Raw genomic sequence first — 16,829 nt, 5'->3', positions numbered from 1 at the left:
TCCTCACTGGGAGGGAAACTCTGTGCATGCGGCAGGCCAGGGCGGCGGCGGAGCATGTCCGCCGCCGCACCACGACCGGCTTATTCGGCTGCCTCGGCCAGGCCATCGTCGTCTTCGGTCTCGTCGATCGACGAGAGTTCGACGTTGAGACCCAGGCTGCGCATTTCCTTGACCAGCACGTTGAAGCTTTCGGGAATGCCGGCCTCGAAGGTGTCGTCACCCTTGACGATCGCTTCATAGACCTTGGTACGGCCGACAACGTCGTCGGACTTGACCGTGAGCATTTCCTGCAGCGTGTAGGCCGCGCCATAGGCCTGGAGCGCCCAGACCTCCATTTCCCCGAAGCGCTGACCACCGAACTGGGCCTTACCGCCCAGCGGCTGCTGGGTGACGAGGCTGTAGGGGCCGATCGAACGGGCGTGGATCTTGTCGTCCACCAGGTGGTGCAGCTTGAGCACGTACTTGCAGCCAACGGTGACCTTGCGGTCGAACGCCTCGCCGGTGCGGCCGTCGAACAGCGTGACCTGGCCCGATTCATCGAGCCCGGCCTTGCGCAGCATGGCGGTCACATCGGCTTCCACCGCGCCGTCGAACACCGGCGAACCCATCGGCACGCCCTGGCGCACGTTCTGGGCCAGCTCGACGATTTCGGCATCGCTGCGGGCCTTGATCTCTTCGGCGTAGTTGTCGCCATAGATATCGACCAGCAGTTCGCGCACCGCTTCGGGCGGCTCGCCCGCCTGCGGATCGGGATTGGCTTCGCGCCAGGCGTCGAGCGCCGCCCCGATCTTGTGGCCCAGGCCGCGTGCGGCCCAGCCCAGGTGGGTTTCGAAGATCTGCCCGACGTTCATGCGCGAGGGCACGCCCAGCGGGTTGAGCACGAAATCGACCGGGGTGCCGTCTTCCAGGAAGGGCATGTCTTCCTGCGGCAGGATGCGGCTGATGATGCCCTTGTTGCCGTGACGGCCGGCCATCTTGTCGCCCGGCTGCAGCTTGCGCTTCACCGCGACGAAGACCTTGACCATCTTGAGCACGCCCGGCGCCAGTTCGTCACCGCGCTCCAGCTTTTCCTTGCGGTCCTCGAACTTCTCCTGGATCGCCTTGATCGCCGTGTCGTACTGGCCCTTGGTCGCTTCCAGCTGCTGCTGGCGCGCATCGTCGGCCACGGCGAACTTCCACCATTCGTGACGTTCCACATCGGCCAGCAGCTGCTCGTCGATGTCGACACCCTTCTTGATGCCCTTGGGCGCGGCCGTGGCCACCTGGCCCAGCAGCATGTCCTTCAGGCGGTTGAAGGTGGCACGGTTGAGAATGGCGCGTTCGTCTTCGCGGTCCTTGGCGAGGCGTTCGATTTCCTCGTTCTGGATGGCGCGGGTACGGTCGTCGATCTCGATGCCGTGGCGGTTGAACGTGCGCACGTCCACGATCGTGCCCGAAACGCCCGGCGGCAGGCGCAGCGAGGTATCGCGCACGTCAGACGCCTTTTCACCGAAGATCGCGCGCAGCAGCTTTTCTTCCGGCGTCATCGGGGATTCGCCCTTGGGCGTGATCTTGCCGACGAGGATGTCACCGGGGTGCACTTCGGCGCCCACATAGACGATGCCCGCTTCGTCGAGGTTGCGCAGCGCTTCCTCGCCCACGTTGGGGATGTCGCGGGTGATGTCTTCGGGCCCGAGCTTGGTGTCGCGGGCCATGACTTCGAATTCCTCGATGTGGATCGAGGTGAAGACGTCTTCCTTGACGATGCGCTCGCTGATCAGGATCGAGTCTTCGTAGTTGTAGCCGTTCCAGGGCATGAACGCGACGAGCACGTTACGGCCCAGCGCCAGCTCGCCGAACTCGGTCGAGGGACCGTCAGCCAGGATATCGCCCTTTTCGACGATATCGCCCACGCTCACCAGCGGGCGCTGGTTGATGCAGGTGGACTGGTTGGAGCGTTCGAACTTCTGCAGGGTGTAGATGTCCACGCCCGACTTGCCCGGTTCGACGTCGCCGGTCACGCGGATCACGATACGAGTCGCGTCCACCTGGTCGACGATGCCGCCGCGCAGCGCGGCGATCGCGGCGCCCGAATCGCGCGCCACGGTGCCTTCCATGCCGGTGCCCACGAACGGCGCATCAGCCTTGACCAGCGGCACCGCCTGGCGCTGCATGTTCGAGCCCATCAGCGCGCGGTTGGCGTCGTCGTTTTCCAGGAACGGAATGAGCGAGGCGGCCACCGAGACGAGCTGCTTGGGGCTGACGTCCATCAGCGTCACGGTTTCGCGCGGCGCCATGACGAATTCGCCGTTCTGGCGGGCCGAGACCAGTTCTTCCACGAACGAGCCATCGGCCGTGGTTTCGGCCGAAGCCTGCGCCACCGTGTGCTTCTGCTCTTCCATGGCCGAGAGATAGACCACTTCGGACGAGACCTTGCCGTCGATCACCTTGCGGTACGGCGTTTCAATGAAGCCGTACTTGTTGACGCGGGCGAAGGTCGAGAGCGAGTTGATCAGACCGATGTTGGGCCCTTCGGGCGTTTCAATCGGGCAGATACGACCATAGTGCGTGGGGTGGACGTCGCGCACTTCGAAGCCGGCACGCTCACGCGTCAAGCCGCCCGGCCCGAGGGCCGAAACGCGACGCTTGTGCGTCACTTCCGACAGCGGATTGGTCTGGTCCATGAACTGCGACAGCTGCGAGGAGCCGAAGAATTCACGCACCGCGGCCACCGCCGGCTTGGCGTTGATCAGGTCGTTGGGCATCACGGTCGACACGTCGACCGAGCTCATGCGTTCCTTGACCGCACGCTCCATGCGCAGCAGGCCGACGCGGTACTGGTTTTCCAGCAGCTCGCCCACCGAACGCACGCGACGGTTGCCAAGGTTGTCGATGTCGTCGACTTCGCCCTTGCCGTCCTTGAGGTTCACCAGTTCCTTGACCACGGCGAGGATATCGTCGGTGCGCAGGGTGGTGATGGTGTCCGGGCAATCCAGGCCCAGGCGCATGTTGAGCTTGACGCGGCCCACGGCCGAAAGGTCGTAACGGTCAGCGTCGAAGAACAGGCCGTCGAACAGCGCTTCGGCGGTTTCGCGCGTCGGCGGTTCGCCAGGACGCATGACGCGATAGATATCGGCCAGCGCGTGGTCGCGGTCTTCGGCCTTGTCGGCCTTCATCGTGTTGCGGATCCACGGGCCGGTGCTGACGTGGTCGATGTCGAGCAGGTCGAGCTGGTCCACCCCGGCGCGGTCGAGCACGTCGAGGTTTTCGGGGCCGACTTCATCGCCCGCTTCGATCCAGATGCGGCCGGTCGATTCGTCGATCAGGTCCTTGGCGGCATAGCGGCCAAAGATTTCCTCGGTCGGGATCAGCAGCGACTGCAGGCCGTCCTTGGCCGCCTTGTTGGCAGCGCGCGGGCTGATCTTCTGGCCAGCGGCAAACACCACTTCGCCCGAAGCGGCATCGACGATGTCGAACGTCGGCTTGGCACCACGCCACTGGTCAAGCACGAAGGGCACCTTCCAGCCGCCCTCGGCACGCACCCAGGTAACCTTGTTGTAGAAGTGGTCGAGGATCTGCTCGCCATTGAGACCCAGGGCATAGAGCAGCGCGGTGACCGGCAACTTGCGCTTGCGGTCGATACGCACGTTGACGATGTCCTTGGCGTCGAATTCGAAATCGAGCCACGAGCCACGATAGGGAATGACGCGCGCGGCAAACAGGTACTTGCCCGAAGAGTGCGTCTTGCCACGGTCATGGTCGAACAGCACGCCCGGCGAACGGTGCATCTGCGACACGATCACGCGCTCGGTGCCGTTGATGATGAAGGTGCCGTTGTCGGTCATGAGCGGGATATCGCCCATGTAGACGTCCTGCTCCTTGATATCGATGAGGCTCTTGGTCTCGGTCTCGGCGTCCACTTCAAACGTGGCGAGCTTGAGCGTGACCTTCATCGGCGCGGCGTAAGTGATGCCGCGCTGGCGGCATTCGTTCACGTCGTACTTGGGCGCTTCGAGCACATAGCCGTCACGCTCCTTGATATCGAGCGAGGCGGTGCCGGCAAAGTCCTGGATCGGGAACACCGAGCGCAGGGTCTTTTCCAGGCCCGAGACATAGCCGGTCGACGGATCGGAGCGGAGGAACTGCTCGTACGATTCGCGCTGAACCTCGATCAGGTTCGGCATCTGCACGACTTCGTGAATGTCACCGAAGATCTTGCGGATGCGCTTCTTCAGACCGGCGCGGACTGGAGCCTTGGTTGCCATAGGAGGTGAATGCCTCTTTGCTTGTCACGAGCCGGCCAAAACCGGCGGAAATCTGCCATGCGCGGCGGGTGGCACGGCACAAACGCAAACAAGGCCACGGTGCACCGCACACCCTTCCCGGATGCCCGTGGCCCGCAGCCTTCGCGTTGTACCGATGCCCGCTGCTTCCTTCCTTGAGCCTTCCCCCGCGCATGGGAAAGCCTTGCTCGAAACAGCAGGTGTTGGATCGCCATATAGGAGCACCGCCCTGCAAAGTCAAAGGCCGGCCGGGCAAGAGCAGCCCGATGCGGCGACGCGATGCCCCTCCCGGCCGGCAGCGTCCAACGGCACGGCGCGGGGAATTGTAATTAATTCTAAAATGCGCCTGTTTCTCCGCACAAACCACTACCAGGATGGAGCAAAAGTTTGCGTTCTGTTTACCGTGACCGCATAGGCATGGCGCACCGCAGGACGCACATCGCGCTGGTTTGCGCGCTGTTGCCTCGTGCCTATTGCCCTAGCCGCGAGTTTCATGGACGATCGATTCGCCTTTATCTTGCCGGTCATGCAGGTTGCCTTCGGCATTGCCGCCGTCCTGGCAGGGCGCTGGCGAGTCTCCAGCGCGGGCTGGTGGGCGGGCGGATTCCTCGCCAGCGCTGCCGGCTTTGCCATGCCGGCGCTCACCTTCCTGATGCCCGAAGGCGGCCGGGCCGTGCTGGCCTCGGGATTGTTTGCAGCAGCGTTTCTCTGTTTCGGCCAGGCGATGGGCGAACACTTCGGCCTGCGCCGCAGCCATGTCTCGCTCCGCCTGGGCATCGCGGCCCTGTCGGTAATGGCAAGCGCCTGGGGCGTGATGAGCGACAGCTTGCGCCTGCACCTGGCCGCATCGGACGCGGGCTGCGCGCTGCTCATGGCAGTGCCGCTGCTGGCGGCGCGCGGGCGCACGCGGCGCAGCGGGGATCGCGCGCTGATCGTGGTCAGCTGGGCGGTGGTGGCCGATGCCGGCCTGCGCGCCGCTGCCATTCGCTGGCTGGCGAGTGGCGGCCTTGGCGAGTTTGCCACCAGCCCTTACGCCTTTGTCTATCAGATCACCGGATCGCTGATCGGCGTGGCCTTTGCCATGGCGGCGCTCGCCTCGGTGATGATCGGCGTGCTGATGCGCTATCGCGACTGGGCGATCTGCGATCCCCTCACCGGCCTGCTCAACCGCCGCGGGTTTGACGAGGCGCTGGCCGGGCGCAGCGCGCATGAAAAGAGCCATGCCGCCGTGATCGCCTGCGACATCGATCACTTCAAGGCCGTGAACGACCAGTTCGGCCATCATCGCGGCGATGAAGTGATCGCTCTCCTGGCCAACGCGATCGATGCGCATCTGCCCGCACGCGCCTTTGCCGCGCGCTTTGGCGGCGAGGAATTCGTGGTCTATCTGCCGCAGGGCGCGCTGGCCTTGGCGGGGGGCTTGGCTGGCACCGGTGCGGTTGGCACGGCGGCAGACCTGGCCGAAACGGTGCGCCGCGATTTTGCCCAGCGCGTGCAGCGCCTGCTCGGCCGCGATTTTGCCGTCACGGCCAGTTTTGGCATCTCGGCCATGTCGCCGGGCGAAGTCATGCTCGATGCCGCGCTGCGCCGCGCCGACCAGGCGCTGTACCAGGCCAAGAGCGCGGGACGGAACTGCTGCGTGGTCAAACCCGCCCTGGCTGGCCAGCCCGCCTTGCACCTGCCGCGCCATGGCAGCAGCGCCACGCTGCACGCCTGACGCGACACTCCTGCTTGACTGCGCGGCCGCGTCTGCTATGGGCCGCACCCGAGTGGCGGACCTGGTCCCCCGCTCATCCGTCCGAGACCGTCGGCGCCGGGGTTTGCCCAGGCTTAATTTCCGACCTAGGCGGGGAAAAGAGATTTCACGGCCGCACGCTCCGTTTTCGGATCGTGGCGCCCACCGCACTGGCCATGGCCGGCGCGCAACCTCCTTCCCTTGTCGAACGGACTCGCCCCAGGTCGCTTGCGGCCCGGGACAAACGTAGCCGGCTGCAGGGGGCTTTGCCCCAGGCAGCCATTGTGAAGGAGTAAGGCATGGATCGTTCGCAAAAAGCCGAATCGGTCGCTTTCCTCAACGAACTCGTGAGCGGTTCGGGGGCGGTTATCGTCACTCGCAACCTCGGCATGACGGTGGCCCAGTCCACTGCCCTGCGCACGAAGATTCGTGAGGCCGGTGCGACCTACAAGGTTGCGAAGAACCGTCTTGCCAAGCTTGCCATCCAGGGCACCGATTACGAAGGCATTGGTGAATTTTTCACCGGGCCGACCGCCATCGCTGCCTCGGCTGATCCCGTCGCCGCCGCCAAGGTGATCGTCGAGTTCGCCAAGACCACTGACAAGATCGAAATCGTCGGTGGCGGGATGGGTTCGCAGGTTCTCAGCCCCGATGGTGTCAAGGCCCTGGCCACGATGCCCTCGCTCGATGAACTGCGTGCCAAGCTTATCGGTCTCATCCAGGCTCCGGCCACGAAGATCGCCCAGCTCACCACCGCTCCGGCGGCGAAGCTGGCTCGCGTCTTCAACGCCTATGCCGAGAAGGATGCGGCCTGAGCCGGTTCAAACGACTTTTGCCCGTGCGCACCGCATGCCGCGGACGCCGGGCGCCACATATTAACGGAGTGAAACATCATGGCCGATATCGCCAAGCTCGTTGAAGAACTGTCGCAGCTCACCGTTCTCGAAGCTGCTGACCTCGCCAAGGCTCTTGAAGAAGCATGGGGCGTGAGCGCCGCTGCTGCCGTGGCCGTGGCTGCTGCCCCCGCCGGTGAAGCTGCTCCGGCTGCTGAAGAAAAGACCGAATTCGACGTCATCCTGACCGGCGACGGCGGCAAGAAGATCCAGGTCATCAAGGAAGTCCGCGCGATCACCTCGCTCGGCCTGACCGAAGCCAAGGCCCTGGTCGAAGGCGCGCCGAAGGCTGTCAAGGAAGGCGTGTCGAAGGCTGAAGCCGAAGACATCAAGAAGAAGATCGAAGAAGCCGGCGGCACCGTCGAAATCAAGTAATCTTCTTCGGGTTCTTCCCGACGAAATGGAGAAAGGGCGGGCCTGCAAGGGTCCGCCCTTTTTCCGTTGCCGGTCATGCCCCTCCACCACCGCTTCGCGGCGGTTCCCCTCCCCGCCTTTGGCAGGGAGGATCTTCAGATCCTCCCCATATCGTGGGGAGGTGGCAGGCCCAGAGGGCCTGACGGAGGGGCTTTTTTCCGAACCGCAACCTTTTCAGGCGCAATTCAGGTTCGGGCGCGCTAGGCCCTGCCGCATGCCCACCCGCCAATTCCGCAAGCCGCTGGCCGCCGCCAGAAACCTGCAACCGCGCATCGCCGCCCTGGGCGGCGCGCTGGCCCTGGGGATTGCGGCGATCCTGTTTGCCCGCGCCGGCGAGGCGGTGCAGGGACTGTTCACCCGGATCGTCACGGCCCATCCGCTCGTGCCGATCGTGCTGACCCCGGCGATTTTCGTGGTCGTCACCTGGGCCACGCGCACGCGTTGGCCGGCCGCGCGCGGATCGGGCATCCCCCAGGTCATGGCCGCAGCCGAAGCACCCGATCATCCCGTGATGGCGCCGCTGCTGTCGATGCGCACCGCGCTCGCCAAGGTGGCCGGAACGCTGGCCATGCTGCTGGGCGGGGCATCGGTGGGACGCGAAGGGCCGACCGTGCAGTTGAGCGCGGCGATCATGGTGGCGGTGCACAAGGCCCTGCGCGTGCCGGTGGGCGCGGGCGTGATCATCGCTGGTGGCGCGGCGGGCGTTGCCGCTGCGTTCAACACCCCGCTGGCCGGGGTGGCCTTCGCCATCGAGGAATTGGCCTCTGCCTTCGAACAGCGCCTGGCGCTGCTGGTCATGCTGGCGGTGATGACGGCAGGCCTGGTCAGCCTGGGATTGTCTGGCGATTACATCTATTTCGGGGCGATGAGCCAGCACGTGCCGATCGTGCCGGCGATGGTCGCCGCGCTCGGCTGCGGAGTGGCTGGCGGCCTTGCCGGTGGCGTCTTTGCCCGCGTGCTGAGCGGTTTTGGCACGATCGACCATGGCTGGATCGGTGCCCTGCGCGCACGGCCGGTAGCGTTGGCCGCCGGGCTGGGCCTGATCGTCGCGGTGGTTGGCGTTGCCACCCAAGGCCTTGGCCCCGGTGGCCTGGCCTGGGGCACCGGCTATGGCACGACGCGCGGGCTGCTGTCGGGCGCGGAAACCTCGCTGTGGTTCGGGCCGGCCAAGTTCGTCACCTCGCTGGCCACGGCCTTGAGCGGCGCGCCCGGCGGCATCTTTGCCCCATCGCTGTCGGTTGGCGCCGGGCTGGGCCAGCTGGTCAGCACGCTGTTTCCGCCAGACTATTCGGGCGCCGTGGCGATGCTGGGCATGATCGCCTATTTCGCCGGGGTGACGCGCGCGCCGCTGACCGCCGTGATCATCGTCATGGAAATGACCGCCGACCGCGCGATGATCCTACCGCTGTTCGCCGCCGCGCTGGTGGCCGACCAGGTGAGCGCGCAGATCTGCCCGGAAAAGCTCTATCACGCGCTGAGCCATCCTTTCCGCGCACCCGGAAAGGCGCACTGAGTTTTCCTTTCCCCGGCGCCGCCCAATCCCTATGGGCGGTGGCATGACCGTCGCCACTACCCTGCCCACTTCACCCGATCTGGCCGGGCCGCACGCCACGTCTGAATGGCGCGAGATGCTGCGCCTGGCTGCGCCGCTGGTCGGGGCAAACCTGTTGCAGATGGCCGTGTTCGCCGTCGACGTGCTGTTCGTGGCGCGGCTGGGGGCCGAGGCGCTGGCCGCGTCATCGCTGGCGGTATCGATCTTTGGCCTGCTGATCTGGAGCCTGACCGGCCTGGTCGGCGCGACGTCTCCACTCATCGCGGCGGAGCTGGGCCGCCGCCGCCATGCCGTGCGCGAGGTGCGCCGAACCGTGCGCATGGGTGCGTGGGTGGGCGTGCTGGCGGCCGTGGTGGCCATGGCGCTGTGCCAGTTGGGTGGGCCGCTGCTGCGCGCCACCGGGCAGAGCGAGGCGGTGGTCGTGCTCGCCGTGCCGTTCCTGGCCGTGCTGTCGCTGGCCTGCGTGCCGGCGGTGCTTTCCTCACTGCTGCGCACGGTCGTTTCCACGCTGGGCCGCCCCGGCATTGGCACGGCAATCACCGCGCTGGCCGTGGTCGTCAATGCCACCGGCAACTGGATCTTCGTCTATGGCCATGCCGGCATGCCGGCGCTGGGCCTGATGGGCTCGGCCTGGTCGAGCGTCGTCACCAGCAGCGCGATGCTGGCGGCCTATGGCCTGGTGCTGCGGTTTGACCGGCGGCTGCACCGCTATCACCTGCTCGGCCGCTGGTGGCGCGCGGAATGGCGCCGCTTTGCCGATGTGTGGAAGATCGGCCTGCCGATCTGCGCCACGATCGTGGCCGAAGCCGGGTTGTTCAACGGCGCGGCCCTGTTGATCGGGCGCATCGGCGAAGTGCAGCTGGCGGCCCATACCGTGGCGATGCAGTTGGCGGGCATGACGTTTCAGGTGCCGTTCGGCCTGGGCCAGGCCGCCACGATTCGCGTCGGGCTGGCCTATGGCGCGCGCGACCATGCCGGGATTGCCCGTGCCGGATGGACCGCCCTGGCGATGAGCGTGGGCTTCATGGGCACGATGGCCGCCGTGATGCTTGCGATTCCCCGGCTGATCCTGGGTCTGTACATCGACGTGGGCGATCCGGCCAATGCCGCGCTGGTGGGCTATGCCCTGCAATTCCTGATCGTGGCCGCTGCGTTCCAGCTGTTCGATGGCGCGCAGGCCACCTGCGGCGCGGTGCTGCGCGGCCTGCAGGATACCCGCGTGCCGATGACAATTGCCATGTTCGGCTATTGGGTGCCGGGCCTGCTCACGGCCATCGGCCTTGGGCTTTATACTCCGCTGGGTGGGATGGGCGTGTGGCTGGGCCTGATGGCCGGGCTGGTCTGCGTGGCGGCGCTGCTGATCTGGCGCTGGCATCGCCGCGATCGGCTGGGCTTGCTGCCTTGATCAGCCGGCACGGGCAGGCGCCGGTTTGCTTGCCGCATTCGCCCCATGGTGATTCTGGCGCATAGCAACGCACGACACGCCAAAACGAAACAAAGAATCTGTAGCTGCCCCCTTGACGCTGGCGGGCGGCGCCACCCATATGCGCCCCGCTGGCACTCTCGAGGTGAGAGTGCCAGCGCAGATTTCGTAAGCCAATTCTGATTGGAAGAGGGAGCAACCCATGACTTTCCGTCCGCTGCACGACCGCGTGCTGGTGCGCCGCGTCGAAGCCGAGGAAAAGACCGCCGGCGGGATCATCATCCCCGACAGCGCCAAGGAAAAGCCCGCTGAAGGCGAAATCGTTGCCGTTGGCACCGGTTCGCGCGCCGAAAACGGCACGATCACCCCGCTCGACGTCAAGGTCGGCGATCGCGTGCTGTTCGGCAAGTGGTCGGGCACCGAAGTGAAGGTGTCGGGCGAAGACCTGCTGATCATGAAGGAATCGGACATCCTGGGCGTGATCGGCTGATCACCCGATTTTTCCGAATTTCCATTTCCCGTATTCAAAGGAACTGAGCAATGGCTGCCAAGGACGTACGCTTTTCGCGCGACGCGCGCGAACGCATTCTCAAGGGCGTCGACATTCTCGCCGATGCCGTGAAGGTTACGCTCGGCCCCAAGGGCCGCAACGTCGTGATCGACAAGAGCTTCGGTGCGCCGCGCATCACCAAGGACGGTGTCTCGGTCGCCAAGGAAATCGAACTCAAGGACAAGTTCGAGAACATGGGCGCCCAGATGCTGCGCGAAGTGGCATCGAAGGCCAACGACAAGGCCGGTGACGGCACCACCACCGCCACCGTGCTGGCCCAGGCCATCGTGCGCGAAGGCATGAAGTCGGTTGCCGCCGGCATCAACCCGATGGACCTCAAGCGCGGCATCGATATCGCCGTGACCAAGGTTGTCGAAAACCTCAAGTCGCGTTCGACCCCGGTTGCCGGTTCGTCGGAAATCGCCCAGGTCGGCATCATCTCGGCCAACGGTGACGTGGAAGTCGGCGAAAAGATCGCCGAAGCCATGGAAAAGGTCGGCAAGGAAGGCGTGATCACCGTGGAAGAGGCCAAGGGCCTCGAATTCGAACTCGATGTCGTCGAAGGCATGCAGTTCGACCGCGGCTACCTCTCGCCCTACTTCATCACCAATCCCGAAAAGATGGTGGTGGAACTCGAAAACCCCTACATCCTGATCCACGAGAAGAAGCTCTCGTCGCTGCAGTCGCTGCTGCCGATCCTGGAAGCCGTGGTGCAGTCGGGCCGTCCGCTGCTGATCATCGCCGAAGACATCGAAGGCGAAGCGCTGGCCACCCTGGTGGTCAACAAGCTGCGCGGTGGCCTCAAGATCGCCGCCGTCAAGGCGCCGGGCTTCGGTGACCGTCGCAAGGCCATGCTGGGCGACATCGCCACGCTGACCGCTGGCGAAATGATCTCGGAAGACCTGGGCATCAAGCTCGAAACCGTGACGCTGGGCATGCTGGGCCAGGCCAAGAAGGTCACGATCGACAAGGACAACACCACGATCGTCGACGGCGCCGGTGCGGCCGAAGACATCAAGGGCCGTGTCGAGCAGATCCGCGCGCAGATCGAAGTCACCACTTCGGACTATGACCGCGAAAAGCTGCAGGAACGCCTGGCCAAGCTGGCTGGCGGCGTTGCCGTGATCAAGGTTGGCGGTGCCACCGAAGTTGAAGTCAAGGAACGCAAGGACCGCGTTGACGACGCCCTCCACGCCACCCGCGCTGCGGTGGAAGAAGGCATCGTGACCGGCGGTGGCACGGCTCTGCTCTATGCCACGCGCGCTCTCGAAGGCCTCACCGGTGCCAACGAAGACCAGACCCGCGGCATCGACATCGTCCGCAAGGCGATCACCGCCCCGGTCAAGCAGATCGCTGAAAACGCCGGCAGCGATGGCGCCGTCGTGGCGGGCAAGCTGCTCGACCAGGCTGACGAAGGCATTGGCTTCAACGCCGCGACCGACGTCTATGAAAACCTCAAGGCTGCTGGCGTGATCGACCCGACCAAGGTCGTGCGCACGGCGCTGCAGGACGCGGCTTCGGTCGCCGGTCTGCTGATCACCACCGAAGCGGCGATCAGCGAAAAGCCGGACGACAAGCCCGCCCCGGCCGGCATGCCCGGCGGCATGGGCGGCATGGGCGGCATGGACTTCTAAGTCCACGCCAACCGCTTGGAAAAATGGGAAGGGCCGCTTGGGAAACCGGGCGGCCCTTTTCCTGTTGTGGGCCCGCCCGGGCAGTGCCATCGGACGGGAACCGCCATCGGCGTGGGGGAGTTTGCACAAACGATGAAATTCTCTCGATGGTTCGTTGGCTCAGGCTTGCTGGGCTGGGCAACGATTGGCCTGGTCGGCCACGCCCTTTATCGCCGCGCCCTGGCCCGCAACCCGGTGGCCCTGCTCGACTCCGCAGACCTGGCGCTGCGCGGCGGCCGCAGTGGCATCGCCTGCCAGGCGCAGGCCCGCTTTGGCCCCGATCCGCAGCAGCGCCTGGAAGTCTATGCCCCGCCCGGCACCGCGTCCGATGCCCGGCTGCCCGTGGTGGTCTTCATCCACGGCGGCGCCTGGGACAGCGGCCGGCCGCAAGACTATCGCTTCATGGCGCGCAGCCTGATCGGCGCAATGGCGCCCGAAAGCTGCCTGGTCGTGCTGGCGGGGTATCGCCTGCTGCCACAGGGCCGCTGGCCGATCATGTTGGCCGATGGTGCCCGCGCGCTGCGCTGGGTGGCTGATCACATCGGCGCGCTGGGCGGCGATCCGGCCCGCGTCGTGCTGATGGGCCATTCGGCGGGCGCCTACAACGCGCTGGCCCTGGCGCTGGACAAGCGCTGGATGGCCGACGAAGGGCTTGATGCCGATGCCCTGGCGGGGGTGATCGGCCTTTCCACCCCGGCGGATTTCCTGCCGCTGGACGATCCCGCCTCGATCGCCACGTTCGGCCACTGCGCCGATCTGGCGCAGACTCAGCCGATCACCCATGCCCGCACCGGCGCGCCGCCGCTGCTGCTGCTGCACGGCGCGCAGGACACCCGCGTGCGCCCGCGCAACAGCCTGGCCCTGGCCGCCGCAATGACCGCAGCCGGCCAGCCGACGCAGGCGCAGGTGCTCGACGGGATCGATCACGAGCGGATGATCATGGCCTTTGCCCGCCCCTTCGCGCGCGAGGCACGGCCGCTTGCAGCGGTAACCGCGTTCATCACCACGGTTTGCGCTTCACCATCGGTTCATTCCGCGCCACAATAACCGGTATCGTGAAGCCCGCCCTCATTTCCTCCCGTCTGCGCCGACCCTTGGCTGCGCTGTGTTCGGTCGTCGTGGCCATGGCGCTGACCGTGCAACCGGTCATGGCGCAAGAGGTGCTGCGCGACGCGGAGACCGAAGCGCTGTTCCGCGACATGTCGGCCCCGCTGATCAAGGCGGCCGGGCTCGATCCGCGCAATGTCGATATCATCCTGCTCAACGATGGTTCGATCAACGCCTTCGTGGCTGGCGGTCAGGCGGTCTATATCCATTCCGGGCTGCTGGGCGCGGCCGACAATATCAACGAAGTGCAAGGCGTGGTGGCGCACGAATTGGGCCACATCACCGGCGGCCACGTGATCAGCACGGCAGGTTCAAAGCCGGCCACCGGCATCACCCTGCTGTCGCTGCTGCTCGGTGGCCTCGCAGCTGCCGCCGGTTCGGCTGACGCGGGCCTGGGCGTGTTCATGGCGGGGCAGCAGGCGGCGCTGGGCAGCTACCTCTCCTTCAGCCGCGCGCAGGAATCGCAAGCCGATGCTGCCGGTGCGCAGTTCCTGTCCAAGGCGGGGATTTCCGGGCGCGGGTCGCTGGATTTCTTCAAGAAGCTGCAGAATCAGGAATTCCGCTATGGCTTTACCCGCAATGCCGATGCGGAGTTCTATTCCACCCACCCGATGACGGCCGACCGCCTGACCTATCTTCAGGATGTCTACGAGCACGATCCGGCCTGGAACACGCCGATGGACCCGCAGCTGCAGGCCCGCTTCCTGCGCGTGAAGGCCAAGCTCTATGGCTACCTGGCCGAGCCGCAGGACACGCTGCGCGCCTTTCCCGATTACCTGCAGGATGCCCCGGCCCACTATGCCCGTGCCTATGCCTATCACAAGGAAGCGCTGATGGACAAAGCGCTGGCCGAAGTGGACGCCATGCTCAAGCAACTGCCCGATGATCCCTATGCGCTGGAACTCAAGGGCCAGGTGCTGCTCGAATCCGGCCAGCCAGCCGATGCCATCCCGCCCCTGCGCCGTGCCACGCAGTTGACTGGCAACAACCCGTTGATCGCCACCACCTTCGGCCACGCCCTGCTCGCCACCGAGGACAAGGCCAACTTTGCCGAGGCGGAGCGCGTGCTCAAGGCGGCGGTGGCCAAGGACCGCGAAAATCCGTTTGCATGGTATCAGCTTGGCGTGGTCTACGAAGCCGAAGGGGATACCCCCCGTGCCCGCCTGGCCAGTGCCGAGCAGCAGTTGATGCAGATGCAGTTGCCCGAGGCAGCACGCAGCGCCCAGGCGGCCGAGGACGGCCTGCCCAAGGGCACGCCCGACTGGCTGCGCGCGCAGGATATTGCCATGTCGGCCCAGGCGATGATGGAACGGCAAAGGAAGAAGAAGTAAGCCGATGACAGCGCCTGCCCAACGCCGTTCGTTCGTGGTTCTGCTGGTCCTGGTGGCAGCCGTGGCTGCCGCCCTCGCCTGGTGGGTGGCCTCGAGCCGCCACCGTGATGCCGTGGCCCAGACGGAAACGGCCCAGCTTGACGAAGCGCAGCTGACCAAGGCCCTGGCCGATGCCGGCATCGACGGCAAGGAACGCAAGGCGCTCGAAGGGCTGGTGCGCCAGACCTTGCTCGATCATCCCGAAATCCTCAGCGATGCCGCCGCCAGGCTGGAAGCGCGCGAGGCATCGAGCCGCGTGGCGCCCTTGCGCGGCGCGCTGGAAACGCCGTTTCCCGGCGCCGTGCTCGGCAACCCGCAGGGCCGCGTGACGCTGGTGGAATTCACCGACTTTGCCTGCACCTATTGCCGCGGCAGCGTGGCTGACGTGGAAGCGCTGGTGGCCGCCAATCCCGATCTCAAGGTCGTGGTGCGCGAGTTGCCGATCATTTCGGCGCAGAGCGTGCCGGCCGCGCGCATGGGCCTGGCGGCTGCCGCGCAAGGCAAATATCCGCAGTTCCACAAGGCGATGTTCAGCGGCGAGCGGCCCAGCCCGGAAAGCATCACCGCAGCCGCCGGCAAGGCCGGCCTCGATACCACGGCAGCGACTGCCTTTGCCGCGCAGCCGGGCACGATGAAGGAACTGCAGCGCAATCTCGATCTCGCGCGCCAGCTGGGCGTGAGCGGCACGCCCGCCTGGGTGGCCGGCGACCAGTTGCTGAGCGGTGCGGTGGGCAAGGAACGGCTGCAACAGGCGATCGATGCCGCGCGCAGCGGCGACAAGGCGCAAGGCGCATGACGATGAGGCGCCAGGCAGCCGGCCTGGTGCCGCTGCTGCTTGCCATCGCCACGGCGCAGCCCGCGCTGGCCCAACCCACTATGGCCAAGCCTGTTCCGCTGCAGCCGGTTGACGAGATCCAGCGCAATGACGTGACGGTGCAGAGCATTGGCTGGAAGCTGGCTCGCGCCAATGCGCCCTATTGCGCGCGCGTGGCGCCGGGCATCGGCGTGATGCTGCAGGATGTGCGCACGTTCGATGATCCGGCGCTGGCGCGGCAGGTCTATGGCCTCGCCGGCGATATTGGCGTGGGCGCGATGGCAAGCGATGGCCCGGCGGCACGCGCGGGCCTGCCCCTCAATGCCACGGTGGAGAGTGTCGATGCGCTGGCGGTATCGAGCCTGCCGGTGCCACGCCAAGGCAAGTGGGACCGGCTGTTTGCGCTGCAGGATGCGCTTGAACGCGATGCCGCGCGCGATGGCCGGGTCACGCTGGACCTCGCCGGCGGGCAGCGCCTGACGATCGTCGGCGAGCCGGTGTGCCAGGTGCGCTTCCTGATGGATGACAGCAAGGGCAATGCCGGCGCCAACCGCGATACGGTGCGCATCGGCCGGCCCATGGCCGAAGTGGCCAAGTGGGACGAGGCCGAGATCGCCGCGCTGACCGCGCACGAACTGGCCCATGCCGTGCTCGATCACCAGACCTGGCTGGAACACGGCGGCAGCGCCCGCAAGACCGAGCGCGAGGCCGATCGGCTATCGGTGTGGCTGCTGCAGAACGCCGGCTATGATCCGGCCGCCGCCATGGCATGGATGCGGCGCATCGGCCCGCGCTATGAAATCCTGTTCTTCGCCTCACCCGATCATGGCAGCTGGCGCACCCGCGTGCGTACCATGGCGGCAGAGATCGCGACGATGCAGGCCGCCACCCACCATGGCGTCAAGGCCGATTGGCCACGCCTGTTCCGCCGCGAGGATGGCGCCCCGCCGATGCCGCAACCGGCGATGCCCCAACCGGCCGGTGCTGTGGACAAGGCACCCATGGCGCCCGGCGCGCCAAGGCGCTAGAACGCGAT

General features: G+C 66.1%; 12 protein-coding genes. 11 read left to right on the top strand and 1 reads right to left on the bottom strand.

Annotated elements, in window-relative coordinates:
* Window positions 1-80: 80 nt before the first annotated feature.
* Complete coding sequence (gene rpoB / locus SCA01S_RS05035; RefSeq protein ID WP_062783503.1) at window positions 81-4,244, bottom strand: DNA-directed RNA polymerase subunit beta; 4,164 nt, start codon at window positions 4,242-4,244, stop codon at window positions 81-83.
* A 511-nt stretch (window positions 4,245-4,755) separates the two neighbouring features.
* Between rpoB and SCA01S_RS05030 the strand changes: the two genes are divergently transcribed.
* From SCA01S_RS05030 to SCA01S_RS04980, 11 genes are all read left to right on the top strand, one after another.
* Window positions 4,756-5,979 carry a GGDEF domain-containing protein gene (locus tag SCA01S_RS05030; protein ID WP_062783501.1) on the top strand — a complete coding sequence of 408 codons (1,224 nt, stop codon included), beginning with the start codon at window positions 4,756-4,758 and terminating at the stop codon, window positions 5,977-5,979.
* Window positions 5,980-6,296: 317 nt separating this feature from the next.
* Window positions 6,297-6,812, top strand: a complete 516-nt coding sequence (gene rplJ, locus SCA01S_RS05025) for a 50S ribosomal protein L10 (RefSeq protein ID WP_022676489.1) — start codon at window positions 6,297-6,299, stop codon at window positions 6,810-6,812.
* Between the two features lie 78 nt (window positions 6,813-6,890).
* Complete coding sequence (rplL, locus tag SCA01S_RS05020; protein ID WP_022676488.1) at window positions 6,891-7,265, top strand: 50S ribosomal protein L7/L12; 375 nt, start codon at window positions 6,891-6,893, stop codon at window positions 7,263-7,265.
* A gap of 253 nt (window positions 7,266-7,518) precedes the next feature.
* Window positions 7,519-8,817 carry a chloride channel protein gene (locus SCA01S_RS05015; RefSeq protein WP_062783498.1) on the top strand — a complete coding sequence of 433 codons (1,299 nt, stop codon included), beginning with the start codon at window positions 7,519-7,521 and terminating at the stop codon, window positions 8,815-8,817.
* Between the two features lie 43 nt (window positions 8,818-8,860).
* Window positions 8,861-10,261, top strand: a complete 1,401-nt coding sequence (locus SCA01S_RS05010; protein ID WP_062783721.1) for an MATE family efflux transporter — start codon at window positions 8,861-8,863, stop codon at window positions 10,259-10,261.
* 220 nt (window positions 10,262-10,481) lie between these two features.
* The gene (gene groES / locus SCA01S_RS05005) at window positions 10,482-10,769 is read left to right on the top strand and encodes a co-chaperone GroES (RefSeq protein ID WP_022676485.1); all 288 of its coding nucleotides are present in this window, start codon (window positions 10,482-10,484) and stop codon (window positions 10,767-10,769) included.
* Between the two features lie 50 nt (window positions 10,770-10,819).
* The gene (groL, locus tag SCA01S_RS05000) at window positions 10,820-12,463 is read left to right on the top strand and encodes a chaperonin GroEL (protein ID WP_054131757.1); all 1,644 of its coding nucleotides are present in this window, start codon (window positions 10,820-10,822) and stop codon (window positions 12,461-12,463) included.
* Window positions 12,464-12,595: 132 nt separating this feature from the next.
* Window positions 12,596-13,549 (top strand): alpha/beta hydrolase, encoded by a 954-nt coding sequence (locus SCA01S_RS04995; RefSeq protein WP_084390779.1) that lies wholly within the window; start codon window positions 12,596-12,598, stop codon window positions 13,547-13,549.
* Between the two features lie 77 nt (window positions 13,550-13,626).
* Window positions 13,627-14,940 carry a M48 family metalloprotease gene (locus SCA01S_RS04990; RefSeq protein WP_051146346.1) on the top strand — a complete coding sequence of 438 codons (1,314 nt, stop codon included), beginning with the start codon at window positions 13,627-13,629 and terminating at the stop codon, window positions 14,938-14,940.
* A gap of 4 nt (window positions 14,941-14,944) precedes the next feature.
* The gene (locus SCA01S_RS04985; RefSeq protein ID WP_084390778.1) at window positions 14,945-15,775 is read left to right on the top strand and encodes a DsbA family protein; all 831 of its coding nucleotides are present in this window, start codon (window positions 14,945-14,947) and stop codon (window positions 15,773-15,775) included.
* A 2-nt stretch (window positions 15,776-15,777) separates the two neighbouring features.
* Window positions 15,778-16,821 (top strand): M48 family metalloprotease, encoded by a 1,044-nt coding sequence (locus SCA01S_RS04980; protein ID WP_157088858.1) that lies wholly within the window; start codon window positions 15,778-15,780, stop codon window positions 16,819-16,821.
* Window positions 16,822-16,829: the final 8 nt, after the last annotated feature.

The sequence above is a fragment of the Novosphingobium capsulatum NBRC 12533 genome (assembly GCF_001598375.1).
GTDB lineage: Bacteria > Pseudomonadota > Alphaproteobacteria > Sphingomonadales > Sphingomonadaceae > Novosphingobium > Novosphingobium capsulatum.
The sequence above is the reverse complement of the archived record's forward strand: the minus strand, read 5'-3'. Positions and strand labels throughout refer to the sequence as shown.

Bases quoted from the DNA above. Each gene is read 5' to 3' on its own strand.
- rpoB (WP_062783503.1), bottom strand. From the start codon at position 4,244: ATGGCAACCAAGGCTCCAGTCCGCGCCGGTCTGAAGAAGCGCATCCGC.
- SCA01S_RS05030 (WP_062783501.1), top strand. From the start codon at position 4,756: ATGGACGATCGATTCGCCTTTATCTTGCCGGTCATGCAGGTTGCCTTC.
- rplJ (WP_022676489.1), top strand. From the start codon at position 6,297: ATGGATCGTTCGCAAAAAGCCGAATCGGTCGCTTTCCTCAACGAACTC.
- rplL (WP_022676488.1), top strand. From the start codon at position 6,891: ATGGCCGATATCGCCAAGCTCGTTGAAGAACTGTCGCAGCTCACCGTT.
- SCA01S_RS05015 (WP_062783498.1), top strand. From the start codon at position 7,519: ATGCCCACCCGCCAATTCCGCAAGCCGCTGGCCGCCGCCAGAAACCTG.
- SCA01S_RS05010 (WP_062783721.1), top strand. From the start codon at position 8,861: ATGACCGTCGCCACTACCCTGCCCACTTCACCCGATCTGGCCGGGCCG.
- groES (WP_022676485.1), top strand. From the start codon at position 10,482: ATGACTTTCCGTCCGCTGCACGACCGCGTGCTGGTGCGCCGCGTCGAA.
- groL (WP_054131757.1), top strand. From the start codon at position 10,820: ATGGCTGCCAAGGACGTACGCTTTTCGCGCGACGCGCGCGAACGCATT.
- SCA01S_RS04995 (WP_084390779.1), top strand. From the start codon at position 12,596: ATGAAATTCTCTCGATGGTTCGTTGGCTCAGGCTTGCTGGGCTGGGCA.
- SCA01S_RS04990 (WP_051146346.1), top strand. From the start codon at position 13,627: ATGGCGCTGACCGTGCAACCGGTCATGGCGCAAGAGGTGCTGCGCGAC.
- SCA01S_RS04985 (WP_084390778.1), top strand. From the start codon at position 14,945: ATGACAGCGCCTGCCCAACGCCGTTCGTTCGTGGTTCTGCTGGTCCTG.
- SCA01S_RS04980 (WP_157088858.1), top strand. From the start codon at position 15,778: ATGAGGCGCCAGGCAGCCGGCCTGGTGCCGCTGCTGCTTGCCATCGCC.